General features: G+C 64.0%; 19 protein-coding genes and 1 tRNA gene. 9 read left to right on the plus strand and 11 right to left on the minus strand.

Annotated elements, in window-relative coordinates:
* The first annotated feature begins 61 nt into the window (after positions 1-61).
* Positions 62-138: transfer RNA gene (locus GR167_RS09375), tRNA-Arg, on the plus strand.
* Between the two features lie 283 nt (positions 139-421).
* Complete coding sequence (locus GR167_RS09380) at positions 422-1,789, plus strand: aminotransferase (protein ID WP_160973203.1); 1,368 nt, start codon at positions 422-424, stop codon at positions 1,787-1,789.
* 13 nt (positions 1,790-1,802) lie between these two features.
* Here GR167_RS09380 and GR167_RS09385 read toward each other — a convergent pair whose 3' ends face one another.
* The 4 genes from GR167_RS09385 to pncA form a co-directional block, all read right to left on the minus strand.
* Entirely contained in the window at positions 1,803-2,474 is a 672-nt protein-coding gene (locus GR167_RS09385; protein WP_160973204.1) for an NnrU family protein, read from the minus strand.
* Between the two features lie 2 nt (positions 2,475-2,476).
* The gene (gene pncB, locus GR167_RS09390; protein ID WP_160973205.1) at positions 2,477-3,769 is read right to left on the minus strand and encodes a nicotinate phosphoribosyltransferase; all 1,293 of its coding nucleotides are present in this window, start codon (positions 3,767-3,769) and stop codon (positions 2,477-2,479) included.
* 94 nt (positions 3,770-3,863) lie between these two features.
* The gene (locus tag GR167_RS09395; protein ID WP_160973206.1) at positions 3,864-4,196 is read right to left on the minus strand and encodes a TfoX/Sxy family protein; all 333 of its coding nucleotides are present in this window, start codon (positions 4,194-4,196) and stop codon (positions 3,864-3,866) included.
* Positions 4,196-4,792 (minus strand): bifunctional nicotinamidase/pyrazinamidase, encoded by a 597-nt coding sequence (gene pncA, locus GR167_RS09400; RefSeq protein WP_160973207.1) that lies wholly within the window; start codon positions 4,790-4,792, stop codon positions 4,196-4,198. The genes GR167_RS09395 and pncA overlap by 1 nt, the downstream gene beginning before the upstream one ends.
* Positions 4,793-4,882: 90 nt before the next feature.
* Here pncA and GR167_RS09405 point away from each other — a divergent pair, with 90 nt between their 5' ends.
* The 4 genes from GR167_RS09405 to trhO all read left to right on the plus strand — a co-directional run bounded on the left by GR167_RS09405 (position 4,883) and on the right by trhO (position 7,753).
* Positions 4,883-5,137, plus strand: a complete 255-nt coding sequence (locus GR167_RS09405; RefSeq protein ID WP_160973208.1) for a hypothetical protein — start codon at positions 4,883-4,885, stop codon at positions 5,135-5,137.
* Positions 5,130-5,510 carry a hypothetical protein gene (locus GR167_RS09410; protein ID WP_160973209.1) on the plus strand — a complete coding sequence of 127 codons (381 nt, stop codon included), beginning with the start codon at positions 5,130-5,132 and terminating at the stop codon, positions 5,508-5,510. Before GR167_RS09405 ends, GR167_RS09410 begins: the two co-directional genes overlap by 8 nt.
* Before the next feature lie 62 nt (positions 5,511-5,572).
* Positions 5,573-6,808 carry an Hsp70 family protein gene (locus GR167_RS09415; protein ID WP_160973210.1) on the plus strand — a complete coding sequence of 412 codons (1,236 nt, stop codon included), beginning with the start codon at positions 5,573-5,575 and terminating at the stop codon, positions 6,806-6,808.
* Between the two features lie 30 nt (positions 6,809-6,838).
* Positions 6,839-7,753: an oxygen-dependent tRNA uridine(34) hydroxylase TrhO gene (gene trhO, locus GR167_RS09420; RefSeq protein ID WP_160973211.1), complete on the plus strand. Its 915-nt coding sequence runs from the start codon at positions 6,839-6,841 to the stop codon at positions 7,751-7,753.
* 74 nt (positions 7,754-7,827) lie between these two features.
* Here trhO and GR167_RS09425 read toward each other — a convergent pair whose 3' ends face one another.
* From GR167_RS09425 to GR167_RS09455, 7 genes are all read right to left on the minus strand, one after another.
* On the minus strand, positions 7,828-9,039 hold the full coding sequence (locus GR167_RS09425; RefSeq protein ID WP_160973212.1) for an MFS transporter: 1,212 nt from the start codon (positions 9,037-9,039) through the stop codon (positions 7,828-7,830).
* A gap of 64 nt (positions 9,040-9,103) precedes the next feature.
* Positions 9,104-9,523 (minus strand): alternative ribosome rescue aminoacyl-tRNA hydrolase ArfB, encoded by a 420-nt coding sequence (gene arfB / locus GR167_RS09430; RefSeq protein ID WP_160973213.1) that lies wholly within the window; start codon positions 9,521-9,523, stop codon positions 9,104-9,106.
* Positions 9,524-9,775: 252 nt separating this feature from the next.
* Positions 9,776-10,399, minus strand: coding sequence for a queuosine precursor transporter (locus GR167_RS09435; protein ID WP_160973214.1), 624 nt, complete (start codon positions 10,397-10,399; stop codon positions 9,776-9,778).
* 68 nt (positions 10,400-10,467) lie between these two features.
* Positions 10,468-11,385, minus strand: coding sequence for an esterase-like activity of phytase family protein (locus GR167_RS09440; protein WP_160973215.1), 918 nt, complete (start codon positions 11,383-11,385; stop codon positions 10,468-10,470).
* Entirely contained in the window at positions 11,358-12,284 is a 927-nt protein-coding gene (mepA, locus tag GR167_RS09445; RefSeq protein ID WP_160973216.1) for a penicillin-insensitive murein endopeptidase, read from the minus strand. Before mepA ends, GR167_RS09440 begins: the two co-directional genes overlap by 28 nt.
* On the minus strand, positions 12,257-13,603 hold the full coding sequence (locus tag GR167_RS09450; protein WP_160973217.1) for an MFS transporter: 1,347 nt from the start codon (positions 13,601-13,603) through the stop codon (positions 12,257-12,259). The genes mepA and GR167_RS09450 overlap by 28 nt, the downstream gene beginning before the upstream one ends.
* 64 nt (positions 13,604-13,667) lie before the next feature.
* Complete coding sequence (locus GR167_RS09455) at positions 13,668-14,204, minus strand: acyl-CoA thioesterase (RefSeq protein ID WP_160973218.1); 537 nt, start codon at positions 14,202-14,204, stop codon at positions 13,668-13,670.
* Positions 14,205-14,335: 131 nt separating this feature from the next.
* On the opposite strand from GR167_RS09455, the gene GR167_RS09460 reads away from it, so the two are divergent.
* From GR167_RS09460 to yaaA, 3 genes are all read left to right on the plus strand, one after another.
* Entirely contained in the window at positions 14,336-14,620 is a 285-nt protein-coding gene (locus tag GR167_RS09460; protein ID WP_160973219.1) for a YggT family protein, read from the plus strand.
* A 116-nt stretch (positions 14,621-14,736) separates the two neighbouring features.
* Positions 14,737-16,776: a DNA helicase RecQ gene (gene recQ, locus GR167_RS09465; RefSeq protein ID WP_160973220.1), complete on the plus strand. Its 2,040-nt coding sequence runs from the start codon at positions 14,737-14,739 to the stop codon at positions 16,774-16,776.
* A gap of 33 nt (positions 16,777-16,809) precedes the next feature.
* Positions 16,810-17,589, plus strand: coding sequence for a peroxide stress protein YaaA (gene yaaA / locus GR167_RS09470; protein WP_160973221.1), 780 nt, complete (start codon positions 16,810-16,812; stop codon positions 17,587-17,589).
* Positions 17,590-17,731: the final 142 nt, after the last annotated feature.

Below are 17,731 nucleotides of genomic sequence, written 5' to 3' on the forward strand. Positions count from 1 at the left end.
CAGTTAGCGCGAAGCGCGGGGCTTGTTCAAGTCAGACGACCGGGCTAAGACGAAAGCGCGCGGCCCCGTGGCTCAACTGGATAGAGCAGCCCCCTCCTAAGGGGCAGGTTACAGGTTCGAATCCTGTCGGGGTCGCCAGTTCTTCCATACATGCAGGTCAGAGCGGTGACGCACGGTCGCCGCGGCTTCGTCGAGGGGCGAATGGCACGCAGTTCAAAGCGGCTTGTGTCCGCAAACAGAAACGTGTCAGATTTGATCATATTGTGTTCATGTCCCGTGCAAGACGGCGGGGCAACGACGATCCGCAAGTTGCCGGGGACCTCGAGCAAGGTGCTATCAGTCCCTTGGAAATTGACTCCGCAGGCGCAGCGGCGCGGCTCACCGGAACACGGCAGGTAGGTCAGAAACAGGATGAAACGTCATGACGAATAATGCCAGCGAACATACGCAAAGCTTGCAGTGCAAGGACCGGCATTTCCTGCATCCCTGGGAGGACGTCACCGCGACCGGAACCGCTGCGCGGACGGTGATAGCGAAGGGGGACGGCATCTACATCACCGACAGCGATGGCAAGCGGATGATCGACGGGCCCGGCGGCATGTGGTGCGTGAATGTCGGTTACGGGCGCGAGGAAATCGTTGCCGCCGTCGCGGCGCAGATGCGTGACCTGAGCTACTTTTCACCTTGGTCCGTCACCGCGGCGCCCGCGGCGATTCTGGCCGAGCGGCTGGCCGCGCTGGCGCCCGGTGATCTCAACAATGTGTTTTTCACCACTGGCGGTTCGACCGCGGTCGACTCGGCTCTCCGCTTCGCGTTCTTCTACAACAATTGCCTTGGCCGGCCGGAGAAAAAGCACGTCATCGCCCGGGTCGGCGCCTATCACGGCAGCACCTATCTGAGCGCCTCGTGTTCGGGCAAGATGCTGGAAAAGGCCAACATGGACATGATCGAGGACCGGGTTCACCTGATCCCCAATCCCAACCCCTCGCGGCGTCCCGCGGGCATGTCGGTCGAGGATTTCTGCGATGCGAAGGTTGCCGATCTCGAAAACAAGATTCTGGAACTTGGCCCCGACAAGGTCGCGGCTTTCATCGCTGAACCGGTTCTGGCATCGGGTGGCGTCATTATCCCGCCAAAGGGCTATTTCGAACGTTGCCATGCGCTGTGCAGGAAATACGATGTCCTGTTCATCGCCGACGAGGTGGTGACCGCCTTCGGTCGTTTGGGCAGCTACTTCGCCAGCAAGGATGTTTTCGGGGTCGAACCCGACATGCTGACCACGGCCAAGGGGTTGACCTCGGGCTATTTGCCTCTGGGGGCGCTGTTCATTTCCGATCGGCTGCTGGCAGAGATCAAGGCCGCGGGTAATTCCGCCAAGCCCTTCTTCAGCGGGTTCACCTATTCCGGTCATCCGGTCGCGGCGGCGGCCGGGCTGGCCAATCTCGACATATTTGAAAGCGACGGCCTGCTTGATCACGCCCGCAGCGTAGCCCCCCATTTCAGGAAACGCCTGCAAGAGCTTGCCGATCTGCCGGTGGTCTGCGACGTCCGGGTGGCGGGGTTGATGGGTGGGGTTGAATGCAGTCTCGATACCGACCAACCGAACGAGGAGCGCGACATGAATTTCCTGCTCAAGGTCGACAGGATCTGTCAGCAGAACGGTCTTCTGTTGCGGCCGATCTATGCCACTGCCGTGATGTCTCCGCCGCTGACGATCAGCAAGGCGCAGATCGACGAGATGGTCGATATTCTCAAGCACGGTCTGCAGGCTGCCGCGGCCGACTTGTGACGGCGTGCCGGTGTCATCCCAGATAGGGTGCCACGCCGAACAAAGCCGGGTGCAGATGCAGTAGCGCCGCATAGGTCAGGATGCCGAGGATCACCCGGATTGACAGGTCGAGAAGCGATGCGGGGCTGTGGAACGGCGGCCCCGCCCGCAGCTCTGAGCGCAGCCGGTCCCACTCCGCCCCTATCTCGCGCCGCTTGCGGCGGTCGATCAGGCGCATTCCCAGAAAAGCGAAGCCTGCGAAGGTGCCAAACAGGATCACATGGGCCAGATCGCCATTGGGCACGATATGCGCGACGGCCCAGATCGCCAGCGCGGCCAGGATCGGGTGGCGGGTCCAGCGGATCAGGCCGGGGTGGTCGGTGGAAAACCTGTCATTCTGCGCCCCCCCGAAGGAAAACGGATTGGGCCGGGCGATGGTGAGCGCCAGGATGGTGCAGGCGATCCCCATCGCGATCAGCGGCACCTGGTTCTGCCACGGCGCCCAGTCCCACAGGGGCACGACCGGCGCGCGCCCTGCCGCCATTAGCAGCCAGTAGAGCACCGCCAGCGACAGCATCGAATAGGCGATGGTGTAACCGCGCGCGCCGATCGCGGCGGTCAGCCGCGATTTCACCCCGGGCCGGGTCGGCAGGCTGTGTGACAGGAAGAACACCGCGAAGGCCGCGATGAATTCCAGCCAGCCCATTTTCAGACCTCGACCTTCATCGCCTGTTGCGCGCCCACTTCGAACACCCGCTTGTAGCGCTCGATCTCATCCGCCGGGCCCATTGCCTTGTTGGGATTGTCCGACAGTTTCACCGTCGGCCGCCCGTTCGCCGACACCGCCTTGCAGACCAGCGAAAACGGCGCCAGCGCGTCATGCGGCGTCAGCCCGCGGAAATCGTTGGTCAGCAACGTGCCCCAGCCGAAGGAGGGCCGCACCCGGCCCGCGAACTGGGTCTGCAATTCCTCGATCTTGTCCACGTCCAGCCCGTCGGAGAAGATCACCATCTTCTGGCGTGGGTCTTCGCCGCGCGATGCCCACCAGTCGATGGCGGCCTCGGCGCCCTGCGCCGGGTCGCCGCTGTCGATCCTGATCCCGGTCCAGCCGGCCAGCCAGTCGGGGGCATTTTCAAGAAACCCTTCGGTGCCATATGTGTCGGGCAGGATGATGCGCAGATTGCCTTCGTGTTCTTCGTGCCAGTCGGCCAGCACCTGATAGGGGGCCTGCGCCAGTTCCGCGTCACTTTCGGCCAGCGCCGCGGTGACCATCGGCAATTCATGCGCGTTGGTGCCGATCGCTTCGAGGTCGCGTTTCTTGGCGATCAGGCAGTTCGATGTGCCGACGAATTTGTCGCCCAGACCTTCGACCATCGCCTGCACGCACCAGTCCTGCCACAGGTAGGAATGCCGCCGGCGGGTGCCGAAATCGGCGATCTTCAACCCGTCGATCTGGCGCAGCCGTTCGACTTTTTCCCACAGCTTGGTCATCGCCCGGGCATACAGCACCTGCAGTTCGAACTTCTTCATGTGGTTCAGAACCGCGCGACCGCGCAGTTCCATCAGTACCGCCAGCGCCGGGATTTCCCACAGCATCACCTCGGGCCAGTTGCCCTCGAAGGTCAGCTCGTACTGGCCGTCTCGTTTTTCCAGGTGGTAATCGGGCAGGCGGAGGTTTTCGAACCATTCCATGAAATCGGGGCGGAACATCTGCCGCTTGCCGTAAAAGGTGTTGCCGCGGAGCCAGGTGCTTTCGCCGCGGGTCAGCGACAGCGACCGGATATGGTCGAGCTGTTCGCGCAGCTCGCCCTCGTCGATCAGATCGGCCAGGCGGATATCGGTGGTCCGGTTGATCAGGCTGAAGGTCACCTGGGTGTCGCGGCTGTTGCGGAACACCGACTGGCACATCAGCAGCTTGTAGAAATCCGTGTCGATCAGCGACCGGACGATCGGATCGATCTTCCATTTGTGGTTCCAGACGCGGGTGGCGATATCGACCATTCCGGGGCTCCTCACTCGACCGGTTCGGGTTTACGGGACGGCGGCCGGGCTTGGCAAGCGCCCGTCAGTAAGACGTTGGGTCCTGAATAAAGGGCTACAGCCCCTGCAGGCGTTTCGGGATTTTCTTCGGATCGGGCCGCGCGGCATAGGTCGCCCGGACCAGCGGCAGCAGGGTGTCGGGGTCTTCCAGCGCTTCTTCGTCGACCAGGAAATGCGGTTTCGCGCCGGGATAGGGCGGGGCCTGTTCCAGCCCGGCATCGCGGGTGTCGTCGGTGATCTTCAGATACAGCCGGTCGTCGCAGACCAACCCGATCAGCCGCACCCCGCAATACAGCCCGTATTCGCCGAACATCGGCAGGGCGCGGATCGGCCCAGCCGGGGCCAGGATATCGGCGAGGTGGTCGATGGTCGATTGCGCGGTGGCCATCAGCCGATCCTCACCCCGGCGTCCTGCATCCCCGCCATCGCCGCCGCCAGCGATCCGTCGAGGTCTATGGCGCGGCAAAGATCCGTGCGGACAGTGACGTCGAAACCCAGCTTCGCAGCGTCCACGGCCGAAAAGTTGACGCAGAAATCGGTGGCCAGCCCCACCAAGGTCAGCTTTTCGATGCCGCGCGTGCGCAGGTAGCCCTCCAGCCCCGTCGGCGTCGTTTGGTCGTTTTCGAAGAACGCCGAATAGCTGTCGATGGTGCGGCGGAATCCCTTGCGAAGGACCTGATCGGCCCGGTCGGTGTTCAGCCCGGCATGAAACGCCGCGCCTTCGCTGCCCTGAACGCAGTGATCGGGCCACAGTACCTGCGGGCCGTAAGCCATGTCGATCATCTCCAACGGCGCCTTGCCTGCGTGTTGCGAGGCGAAGGAGGAATGATCAATGGGATGCCAGTCCTGGGTCAGCACCACCGCGTCGAAATCATCCATCAGCGCGTTGATGCCCGGAACGATGTCGTCGCCACCGGGAACCGCCAGCGCGCCGCCGGGGCAGAAATCGTTTTGCACGTCGATCACGATCAGGGCTTGGGTCATGGGCGTCTCCTTTGCTCAAGGGGTAGCAGGCTGCGGCAGCGGGTCAAGCGGCGGATTGACTTGTGAATGGTACCAAGGTACCCAAATAGTATGAAGAGAATCGAGAGAGTACAAACCGGGCTGCGGTTGGAAAAGCGCATGCTGAAGGTTCTGAAGGGGCTGGCCGAGCATCTGGACATCAGCATGGCGGAACTGGTCGAGGGCATCACGCTGCACGCGCTGGAGGGCAAGGCACCGCCGTTCAGCTCGACCGTGCTGGAGAAGATCGAGATGTTGAAGCAGGTCTATGATCTGGACCTGACCTCGGAGGATGCCCACAAGATCGGGGAGGCGGAAGATGAGTGATTACGCAGCAAAACTTGCCGCGCTGGATGACGGCACGCTGAACCCGGCCGAGTTTTCCCATCGCGATCATGTCGGCGTCGCCATCTTGGCCCTGCAGCAGGGGGATTTCTACGACGCTCTGGCGCGGATTTCGCGGGGATTGCGTGATCTGACCAGGGCGGCGGGCGTGCCGGAGAAGTTCAACGCAACGCTGACCTTCGCCTTTGTCAGCGTGATCGCCGAGGCGCTGCCGGAAGAGATCGGCGATATCGACCGGGTGATCGACGCCCACCCGGAAATGACGACGCCCGGCGCGATTTCCGCCCTTTACGGGGCCGAGCGGATGCGATCTGATATCGCCCGCAAACTGCCGGTGCTGCCACTGGCCGGCTGACCCCTTGCCGGGCGCGCGGGATTTGCCTAGAACCGGCTCTTTCGCAACAAGGGGTAGGGCACATGGCCGTCCTGGCAATCGACTTCGGAACCTCCAACACCGCTGCCGGGGTCTGCGTGAACGGCGCGCCCTACCTGATCCCGCTGGAGCCGGGCGAAACCACCCTGCCGACGGCGGTGTTTCTGGATTTCGCCACCCGCAAGACGGTCTATGGCCGCCAGGCCGCGCGCGCGATGATGGAGGGCAGCGATGGCCGCTTCATGCGATCGCTGAAATCCGTGCTGGGCACGCCGCTAGCGCGGGAAAAGCGGCAGTTCATGAACGAGAAGCTGACCCTGATCGAAGTGATCGCGCGGTTCCTGCGGGAAATCCGGACCCGGGCCGAGGCGGCGACGTATCAGAGCTATGACCGCGCCCTGTCGGGCCGCCCGGTGCGGTTTCATTCCAGTTCCGATGCCCGCGACGCGCAGGCGCTGGTCGACTTGACCGAGGCCTATCACCTGGCCGGGTTCAAGGACGTGTCCTTCCTGCCCGAACCCGAAGCGGCGGCGCTGGCGGTGGGCGGCGAGGGGCGCAACCTGATCGTCGATATCGGCGGCGGTACGTCGGATTTCACGCTCTGCGACCGGCAGGGCGGCGAAACGCGGATCATCGCCAGCCAGGGCGTGCGCATCGGCGGCACCGATTTCGACAAGGCGCTCAGCCTGTCCCACGCGATGCCGCTGCTGGGCTATGGCGCGCAGATCGGCAATGAAATGGGGCCGGGGCATCATTCAGCGCCGCGGGCGCTGTTCCAGGACCTGGCGACCTGGGAAAAGATCACCTTCGTCTATGGCGCGCCATTGCTGCGCGACGTGCGCAAATGGGAACGGTTGGCGCCGCAGCCCGAATTGTTCGCGCGGCTGGGCGAGGTGCTGGAAATGCACCTGGGCCATGACGTGGCCTATGCGGTCGAGGCGGGCAAGATCGGCGCGAACGGGGCCGAGGACGGCACGATCCGGCTCGACGCGATCGAACGCGGGCTGGCGGTGCCGCTGCCGCGCGGCGACATGCGGGCGGAGCTGGCGGAGTTCGCCGATCAGATCGGTGCATACGCGGTGCAGACGGTGGTGGACGCCGGTTGCGATATGTCCTCGGTGGACCGGATCGTCTATGTCGGCGGGTCGAGCCTGATGTCGGTGATCCGCGATAAGGTCGAAGCGCAATTCCCCGACGCCACCCCGGAAACCTCGGAAGTGTTCACCGCCGTGGTCGACGGGCTGGCGCTGGCGGCAGACGGCGCTTTCGCGCGCTTGTAGGAAAGCGGCAGAAGGCTTAGATCATCCGTCATGTATACCGTTTGCGCGCTCTATCACTTCACCCGGTTTCCCGATCCGGCGGCGTTGAAACCCGCCTTGCTCGACCTTGCCCTGTCGCAGGATGTGACCGGATCGCTGCTGCTGGCCCAGGAAGGGATCAACGGCACCATCGCCGGGTCGCGGGCGGGCATCGATGCGATGCTGGCCCATATCCGGGCGCTGCCGGGCTGCGCCGATCTGGAATGGAAGGAAAGCACGGCGTCTGAACCGCCGTTTCCGCGCATGAAGGTGAAGCTGAAGCGCGAAATCGTCACCATGGGGCAACCGGACGTCGACCCAAAGGCACGAGTGGGCCATTATGTCGAGCCGCAGGACTGGAACGACCTGATCCGCAGCCCCGACGTGGCGGTGATCGATACCCGCAACGATTACGAGGTGGCGATCGGCACCTTCGAGGGCGCGGTCGATCCGCATACCGAAAGCTTCCGCGATTTTCCCGCCTGGTGGGAGGAAAACAAGCAGCGTTTCCACAACAAGCGGATCGCGATGTTCTGCACCGGCGGCATCCGCTGCGAGAAATCGACCAATTTCCTGCTCGGCCAGGGGGTGGAGGATGTCTATCACCTCAAGGGCGGTATCCTGAAATACCTTGAAGAGGTGCCGCAGGAAGACAGCAGCTGGGAAGGCGAGTGTTTCGTCTTCGACGGCCGGGTGTCGGTCGGGCATGGATTGAAAGAAGGCCCGCATCTGCTGTGTCACGCTTGCCGCAGGCCGATCCTGCCGCAGGATCGGCAGCGTCCCGAATACGAACACGGTGTGTCCTGCCATCACTGTATCGGTGAGACCAGCGAGGGTGACAAGGCGCGGTTCCGTGAGCGGCAGAAGCAGATCGAACTGGCGCGAAAGCGCGGCGAATCCCACATGGGCGGATCGCGCGGGGTCTGAGCGGGTTCGGGGGCGCTGCCCCCGCCGCCCGTGTCGGGCGACTCCCCCGGGATATTTTTGAACAGAAGAAGCGCTCAGGCGGGCAAGGGCGTCGGGCGGATCGAACGGAACAGGATTGTCAGCGCGATCATTATGTTCAACAGGTTCCAGCCGATGCCGTTCCAGAAGGCCAGTTGATAGCTGCCGGTCATGTCGTAGATCCAGCCCGACATCCAGCCGCCAAGCGCCATGCCGATCACCGTGGTCATCAGCACGAAGCCGACCTTGCTGCCGGCATCTTTCGCGGGCAGGTATTCGCGCACGATCACCGCGTAGCTGGGCACGATGCCGCCCTGGGCCAGGCCGAAGATGGTCGATACGACATAAAGCGATATCAGCCCGTCGAAGGGCAGGTAGAGAAACAGCGCCATCATCTGCAGCGCCGATCCGATCAGCAGCGTGCGCAGACCGCCGAACCGGTCGCTGAGCAGACCCGAAAGCAGCCGTGACGCGACCCCGCCCAGCAGCATCAGCGACAGCATTTCCGCCCCTACCGCCGGACCGTAGCCGAGATCGACGCAGAAGGACACGATATGGACCTGCGGCATCGACATCGCCACGCAGCAGCCGATCCCCGCGAGGCCGAGCAGGACCACCAGCGCGCCGTTGCTGAAACCGCTCGACCGTGCCCGTTCGTTCGACACCGCGTCGGCGCGGGCGGTGGCCTCGACCGGCACGCGGCGGCGCAGCAGCTGGGCCAGGGCGAGCACCGAAACGGTGCAGATCACCGCCAGCAGCAGGTAGGTGGCGCGCCAGCCATGCGCGGCCTGGTAATCCGACAGCACCACAGGCCAGAACGCGCCGGACAGGTAATTGGCGCTGGCGGCAACCGCCACCGCTATGCCGCGGCGTTTGAGGAACCATAGCGATACATCGGCGATCAGCGGGCCGAAACTGGCCGCGGTGCCGAGTCCGATCAGCAGGTGCAGCGCCGACAGCAGGAACATCGTCGGGCTGATCGCGGCCAGGGCGAAACCCGCCCCGATCAGCAGGGCCGATCCGCTGAGCGCCAGGGTGATGCCGAGCCGGTCGACCACGGTGCCGATCAGGTAATTGCCGAGCGCAAAGCCGATCATGGTCAGGATATAAGGATAGGAGGCCTCGGCCCGGTCCAGCCCGAAATCCGACTGGATGCTGGGCATGACCGTGATGACCATCCACATCCCGGCGCTGCCGATGATGCCGATCAGCAGGGACAGGCCCAGCCGGGCCCAGGAATAGCGGCTGTCGAGTGCGTTTTCTCCCATGCCGGGACTATTGCCCGGAATGCCAGCGGGCGGAAAGACCGTAGTAACCCCGTATCGCCTTTGGTTAGTCGTCGCTGATCTTGCCGCGCAGCGCCTTGACCTCGCCGCGCTGTTTCTTGGCCTCGATGCGGCGGCGCTGGCTGCCCTTGGTGGGTTTGGTGGGGATACGCCGCTTCGGCCTTTCCAGCGCCTTCAGGATCAGATCGGCCAGCCGTTGCCGGGCGATGTCGCGATTGCGCGCCTGGCTGCGGGTTTCGTCGCATTGGATCACCAGCGCGCCTTCCTTGGTCCAGCGCCGCCCGGCCAGCCGTTTCAGCCGCGCCTTCACCGGGCCGGGCAGGGACGGGCTGCGATCTGCCTCGAAGCGCAGTTCGACCGCGGTGCTGACCTTGTTCACGTTCTGCCCGCCCGGCCCCGAGGCGCGGACGAACTGTTCGGTCAGTTCCCAATCGGCGATGGAGATTTGATCGTTGATCCTGAGCATGGCGGGACTCTAATGCGCGGGGGATAAAAGAGTAAGGGCCGCCCGGTTTGGGGCGACCCTCAAGAGAAAAGGAGGTGGGCCGGTTAGGCGCTCACCAATCCGGGAGATTTGCACCCAAGGGCTGCCTCAGATGCTAGCCTTCCGAACTGTTCCGACACCTCTCTCCGCTATCCCATTAGACACTAGAGCACCTCCTTTCTGAGTTTTCGATAGGAGAATCGTGCCACAGAATTCCGATATGTCAAAACAAAATCATGTGGCAGGTGCTGTAAGTTTCCCCACGATGATGCGGAAAGGCACAAGTGCTATCAAAGCGAGCGAAAGTTTCACCAACCAGTCGGCAAAGCCCAGGCTGACCCAGAGCGGCACCATCGGCCCGGCGCCCAGAAGCGGCAGGGCCTCGTTGGCCCAGGACACGTCGTTGGCGGGTTCGATGAAGCTCAGCCCGGACGCAAAAGCGATGCTGAAGAAGATCGCCGTGTCGAGCGAGGACCCGAACAGGGTCGAGACCAGCGGCGCGTGCCACCATTTGCCACCGCGCAGCCGGTCGAATACCGCCACGTCGGTCAGCTGCGCGACGAGGAAGGCCAGGCCCGAGCCGATGGCGATGCGCAGGGTGACCAGCGGGCCGAATTCGCCGATGATCTGGGTGCCGATCAGCGAACAGATCACGCCGGTGACGAAACCGGCGACGACGACCTTGCGCGCGGGGCCTGCGCCATAGACGCGGTTCATCACGTCGGTCACCAGGAAGGCGAAAGGATAGGTGAACGCCCCCCAGGTCAGCCATTGGCCGAACAGGAACTGGACGAGGATATTGGAGGCCAGCACGATGGCGGCCATGGCAAGGATGCCAGGAATATGTGTGCGGTTCATTTTCTCGATCCGTTTTTACATGGTAGCGGCGACATGGTTCCCTTTGCGCGGGAACGAACGGGCGGGCTTTAATGGCTCAATGGGGCTTTGGCAAGCGTTTCCGTCAGGGCGTATTCGACGATCTCGGTGCGCTGGAAGAATTTGAAATTGTCGTCCGACACCATGGTCAGGCGGATCTGTCCGGTCCCGTCGCGCCAGACCGACAACCCTTCGAGATTGTCGTGCTGGCCGAGAGCGGAGGTGAACAGCACCTCGCCCTTCGGGTCGAAATCGGCCAGATCGAAGCGCCGTACCCGGCTGCGAAACCCGATGCCGCCGAAGTTCCGTTCCAGCAGGTAGAATAGCCCGTCGGGCCCGAAATCGGCGCCGACCGGAGCGAAGCGGTCGGACGGTGTGATGTGTTGCACGATGCGCCATTCGGTTCCGTCATAGCGGTAAAGCGGCAGGTCTTCGGAACGGCGCAGCGGCGCTTCGGGAACGGTGTACAGGTGCCCCCGGGCGTCGATGGCCAGGGCTTCCAGTGCCGCATTGCCGGGCATGTCGTTGAAATCGGGATGGTCCGGCAGCCGGGTGGCCGGGCCTTGCGGGTCGGGATAGGCCCAGACCTTGGCCCCGGCTTCGAAGCTGACATAAAGCAGCCCGTCGCCGCGCAGCGCCAATCCTTCGGAATCGCGGCGCCAGCCGGTCAGCGGTTTGCCCGCGGGAGTCAGCAACTCATGCGATCCGGTCAGGGTCACGCCGGTCACCTCGCCACTGTCGCCGCGCTGCAACCGGCCCTGCAGCAGCAGGGTGCGGTCGGTGACGGCGAAGAAGCTGCTGCCGTCGGGGCCAAGTTCCAGCGCCGAAATGCCGCCGAACCCGTCCAGCTCTTCGCTCCAGCCATAGGCGGTCAGCAGGCGCGCCTTTTCCGGCGGCCGGGCGCTGCCCGATACGGTCAGGCCGAAGGCGGCGAGCGCCGTTATTGCGATTGCAAGACGGATACGCATTGGTTCGGCAGGTCGGCCATGGTCAGTTCGCGGCGCGGTTTCGGCGGCGGCGCGTTGGGATCGGGCGGTTTCGGATGCAGGATGTCGTCGACCCAGTCTTCGGCGTCCTTGCAGCCGTCACCGGGCGGCGGCGCGTCCTGATCGACGCAGCCGGTCGCGCCTGCGGGGCAGTTCAGCCGCACATGGAAATGGTAATGATGCCCCCACCAGGGCCGGATTTTGCGCAGCCAGGCGCGATCGCCCTTTTCGTCCTTGCACATCTGCACCTTGGCGCCGGGGAAAACGAAGATGCGCGACACGCGCGGGTCCTGGGCGGCGGCCTTGAGGATTTCGTGATGCTGGCGGGTCCAGTTTTCGTTCACATAGGCGCCCTTGGCGCGGCGCATCGAAATCGACGACAGGTTTTCGCGCTCCTGCGCGGTCAGGTTCAACCGCTTGGGCGGCAGCATCCAGATATCGACATCCATGCCGATCTGGTGGCTGCGATGCCCGGTCAGCATCGGCCCGCCGCGCGGCTGGCTCATGTCGCCGACATACAGCCCCGCCCAGCCGGGTTGGCTTGCTGCCTTGGCCGACAGGTCGCGGATGAAATCGACGGTTTCGGGATAGCCCCAGTTGCGGTTGCGGCTGAGCCGCATCGCTTGCCAGGTCGGCCCAGTTTCGGGCAGCTGCACGGCGCCCGCAAGGCAGCCCTTGGAATAGCCGCCATGCGGTTCGGGCCGCTGCGCCGATCCGTGATCATGCGCGCCGAACAGCTGCTTGGCGGGGACGCCGACCATGGCCTTCGGGATCGCCTGCTGGGTGGAAACGGCAGGTGTCGCGTTGTCGGTCTGCGGGCTGCTTTCGCAGCCCGCCAGGAGCAGCGAAAGCGCTACGAATTTGAGGAATCGTCCTGCCATGCCTTCGGGTCCCCTTCCGGTTTGACCCAGCGTAGCAAGATCAGCCCGATAAGGAAAAGCGCGATCAGCGGAGAAACGCCCAATTGCTGGCTTTGGGTGATCGCGGTTGCCACCCCGATCAGCAGCGGCGCCAGGAAGGACGTCGCCTTGCCCGCCAGCGCATAGAGCCCGAAGCTTTCGGCCATCTTGTGCGGATTGGCCTGGCGCACCATCATCGTGCGACTGGCCGACTGGATGATCCCGCCCGCCGCGCCGATCAGCGCGCCGAGGACATAGAACACGATATCGGGCAATTTCGAATCCGCCCCGACCGGGATGCCATAGACGCTGTCGCGCGATACGAGGACGATGGAGATGCCGACGAAGGTCAGCACCAGGATGCAGACGGTGATCACCGGCTTGGGCCCGAAGCGTTCATCCGCATGGCCGCCGAGCCAGGCAAAGATCGCCCCGGCGATGATGGCGATGATGCCGAAGATGCCGGTGTCGACCACGCTCCAGCCCAGCACGCCGGCGGCGTAGATGCCGCCGAACACGTACATCCCGTTCAGCGCGTCGCGATAGAACATCGACGAGATGAGGTAGGCGAAAAGCGACGGCGTCCGCGGCAGCCGGGACAGGGTGTGCACCACTTCGTTCAGCGCTTGTTTTACCGCACCTTTCGGCGCCCCGGCGGGTTTCGGATCGCGCACCCACAGGAAGAAGGGGATCATGAACACCGCGTACCAGATCGCGGTCAGCGGGCCGACGAAGCGGGTGCCCTCGCGCATTTCGGGGTCCAGCCCGAACAGCGGCGACAGGCCGACGAATGTTTTGCCGGTCGCGGCGCTTTCGGCGAAGAAGACCAGCATCAGGATCAGCGTGATCAGCCCCCCGACATATCCGAAGGCCCATCCATTGCCGGAAATCCGGCCGATTTCTTCCTTGGTCCCGAGGTCGGGCAGCATCGAATTGGTGAAGATGGTGGCGAATTCCATCCCGATCAGCCCGATCGCAAACAGGATCAGGGTCAGGGTCAGGTTGAAATGCCCGGGCGCGGCGATCCACAGGCCCGCGGCGCCGACCACATACATGACCGAAAACAGCCAGATCCAGCGCAGCCGGTTGCCCGACGTGTCCGCCATCGCGCCCAGGATCGGCGCCAGCAGCGCGATCACGATTCCCGCCGCGCCGATGCCGAAGCCCCAGGCCGATTGCGCGGCGGTGCCGTCGCCCATCATTTCCTTCACATATGGCGCGAAGATGAATGTCAGCAGCAGCGTGTTATACGGCTGGCTGGCCCAGTCGAAGAAAAACCAACCCCAAATACGTTTCCGCATCCCTGTCCCCAAATCTCTTATCTCTTGCAATGTGTTATGACAGGCGAATTAACCGTGAGGCAAGTCAATCCTGAATTGGGGGCCATGGACGTGCCTTTTCGGCCTCGATCCATTTCAGCACCCAATCGGGCAATTCCATCGCGACGCCCTCAACCCCAAGCGCGCGGCGCACCCTGTCGGTGCCGACAATACCATCCGTATCGGTGACGGCGGCGCGGTACACGACGTGGTTGGCGCAATCGCCGTTCTTCTTCCACATCGTCTGATCGATATAAAGAAACCGGTCGTCCCAGCCCAAGGCGCGCGACCGCATTTCAAAGCGGTCGAACATGCGGATGCGGCGGCGGTATCGCACGCAGGACCCGGCCATGGTCATGCCCCAGCCTTCGCGCTTGAGCGTGGCGATCAGCCCGACCCGTTTCGCCAGTATCAGCCGGCCCAGATCGAACAGGGTCAGGGTGCGGCCGTTATTGAGCTCCATGAACGGATCGATATCCCAGGGCAGGCACATATGCTGCGACACATGGGTGCCGTCATAGGGCAGGGCGGGGGCGTTGCGGAATTTGACGAATTCCTTGCCCAGGCGGATCAGCGGAAACATTGCGGGCTCCTGTCAGACCGGGCCTGTCTGTCGCCGCACTGCGGCAGGGTCAACAGAAACCCCGCGTCAAAGCTTGCGTCTTGGCCGCGCCGCGCTTACCTGTTGAGCGACCCAAGAAAGAGGTGCCGTCGATGATTTCGCTGATCCAGATCCTGATGCTTGTGCTGGATGTCGTTTGGTTCTTCGTGATCGCCCATGTGATCATGAGCTGGCTGATTAATTTCCAGGTGCTGAACCTGCATCAGCAATTCGTGGCGCAGATCTGGTACGGGCTGAACCGTCTGCTGGAGCCGCTGTATTCGCGCATCCGCAAGATCCTGCCGCCGATGGGCGGGATCGACCTGGCGCCGCTGGTGGTGCTGCTGGGCATCATCGCGATCCGCATCGTGGTGCAGAACAACTTCGGTTACTACTGATCCCCGTCTGACGATCCTGTTCGCAAGCCCCGCGCGTCGCCGCCGGGGCTTGTTTACCGATTCTTAGTGTGGGACAACTCCTGTAAGAGCAGAAACAAACAATCTTACAGGTCCTCATGCCAAGCGCTGCCACGCTTCTGAGCGATGTTTTCGGTTACGACGCCTTCCGCCCCGGGCAGGAAGAGGTGGTCGAGGCTGTCGCGGCGGGCCGCAACGTGCTGGCCATCATGCCGACCGGCGGCGGCAAATCCCTGTGTTTCCAACTGCCCGCGCTGATGCGCGAGGGCGTGACGGTGGTGATTTCCCCGCTGATCGCCTTGATGCGCGACCAGGTGCGCGGCCTGCGCGAAGCGGGGGTCGAGGCGGGCGCGCTGACCAGCGGCAACACCCCCGAAGAAACCGATGCGGTCTGGCAGGCGCTGGAGGAAGGGCGGCTGAAGCTCTTGTACATCGCGCCCGAACGGTTGGGCGCGGGATCGGCCCTGGGGATGCTGCGGCGGATCGGGGTCAGCCTGATCGCGGTGGACGAGGCGCATTGCGTCAGCCAATGGGGCCACGATTTCCGCCCCGATTACCTGCGCATCGGCGAATTGCGCCGCGACCTGAACGTGCCGCTGGCTGCCTTCACCGCAACGGCGGATGCCGAAACCCAGGCCGAAATCGTCACCCGCCTGTTCGACGGGCAGCAGCCCGAAACCTTCCTGCGCGGTTTCGACCGGCCCAATATCCACCTCGCCTTCGCCGCCAAGAACAATCCCCGCAGTCAGATCCTGAACTTCGCCGCCGCCCGCAAGGGCCAGTCCGGCATCGTCTATTGCGGCACGCGGGCCAAGACCGAAACGCTGGCCAAGGCGCTGCGCGATGCAGGCCACGCCGCCTGCCATTATCACGGCGGGATGGAGGCCGAGGATCGCCGCCTGACGGAACAGCGCTTCCAGCAGGAGGACGGGCTGATCGTCGTGGCGACGGTGGCCTTCGGCATGGGGATCGACAAGCCCGATATCCGCTGGGTCGCCCATGCCGACCTGCCGAAATCGATCGAAGCCTATTATCAGGAAATCGGCCGCGCCGGGCGCGACGGGGCGCCGGCGGAAACCCTGACCCTTTTCGGCGCCGACGACATCCGCCTGCGCCGCGCCCAGATCGACGAAGGGCTGGCGCCGCCCGAACGGCGCATGGCCGATCATGCGCGGCTGAACGCCTTGCTGGGCTTGGCCGAGGCGCTGAAATGCCGCCGCGAAACCCTGCTGGGCTATTTCGGCGAGACTGAGGTCACTTGCGGCAAATGCGACCTGTGCGACAGCCCGCCCGAGGTGTTCGACGGGACCCAGCCGGTGCGCATGGCGCTGTCGGCGATCCTGCGCACCGGGGAATGGTTCGGGTCGGGCCACCTGATCGAGATTCTGCTGGGCAACACGAACGACCGTATCCGCGCCAAGGGGCATGACGACTTGCCGACCTTCGGGGTGGGCAAGGAGTACAGCCGCCCGCAGTGGCAGGCGATTTTCCGGCAGATGATGGGCCATGACCTGATCCGCCCCGATCCCGAACGCCACGGCGCATTGCGGATGACGGACACCGCCCTGCCGATCCTGCGCGGCGAGGACACGATCATGCTGCGCAAGGACACCATCGTTTCCGCGCAGCGCCGCCCGGCGGTCAAGGCATTGGTCAGCGACGAAGACGCGCCGCTGCTGTCCGCGCTCAAGGCCAAGCGCCGCGCGCTGGCCGAGGCGGCAAGGGTGCCGGCCTACGTGATCTTCAACGACCGCACCCTGATCGAAATGGCCGAAACCCGACCCGCGACGCTCGACGACATGGCGCGGATCAGCGGCGTGGGGGCGAAGAAGCTGGAACGCTACGGCGCCGATTTCCTCTCCGTGATCACCGGCGCGGTCGAGGAAATGCACCCCACCCGCCGCAAGCTGGCGGGCCGCGATGCCGGGGCAGTTTACGACCGTCTGCTTGAGGTTCAGGCAGATCTGACCCGCGGCAGCGACGGGTCGGAAAAACCGCTGAGCTGTTCGGCGTCGCTGCTGGCCAAGGTGGCGCAGGTCCGGCCCGGCGACGAAGGCACGATGGCGCGTCTGCTGGGCGAAAAGCGGGCCGACCGTTTTGCCACCGCCTTTCTGGACGTCCTGCGCGAAGCAGGTTAGAAACGTTCTAAACAACATTTCTGAGGACCCGTCATGCTGATCGTCGTTTCCCCGGCCAAGAAGATCGACACCACCCCGGTTGAGGGCATCACCCCCACCCAGCCGCAATTTGCCGACAGGGCCGAGGAACTGGCGGGCGTGGCGCGCGACCTGACGGTCGATGACCTGATGAAGCTGATGCATATCAGCGAAAAGCTGGGCAAGCTGAACGCCGAGAGGTTCCGCGATTTCGGCGAAATGGAGGCCAAACCCGCCGCGCTGGCCTTTGCCGGTGACACTTACGTCGGGCTGGAAGCGGGAACGCTGGACGACGACGAAATGGCCTGGGCGCAGGATCATTTCCGCATCCTGTCGGGGCTTTACGGGCTGCTGCGGCCGCTGGATAAAATCCAACCCTACCGGCTGGAAATGGGCAGCCGTTTGCAGAACCCGAAGGGCAAGAACCTCTACGATTACTGGGGCGGTGACATTGCCGAGGCGCTGAACGCGCAGGCGACAGACATCGGCACCGACACGCTGATCAACTGCGCCAGCCAGGAATATTTCGGCGCGGTGGATCTGGGCGCGCTGAAGCTGCGTGTCATCACCCCGGTCTTCATGGAAGAAAAGGCGGGCGTGCCGAAGATCGTCAGCTTCTACGCCAAGCGCGCCCGCGGCGCGATGGCCCGCTTCATCATCCAGCGCCGCCTGACCGATCCCGAGGGGATCAAGGATTTCGACACCGGCGGTTACCGCTTTAGCCCCGACCTGAGCGAAGGCGACCGTTGGGTGTTCCTGCGCAGCGCCGAGGCGGCGGAGGCTGCCGCGGCCTGATCCCGGCCACGCCCCGTAAACACGCGCCCCGTAAATAGGCGCAATCCTTCGCAATCCCCCGCAGCGGCGGGGGGTGTTGCCCTTGCCGAATCCTCGGCCCGCGTGTCACCATCACGGCAATTGATTTGATCAGGAGCCGTTT

It is taken from the genome of Thalassovita mangrovi (assembly GCF_009857745.1).
Taxonomy (GTDB): Bacteria; Pseudomonadota; Alphaproteobacteria; order Rhodobacterales; family Rhodobacteraceae; genus Thalassobius; species Thalassobius mangrovi.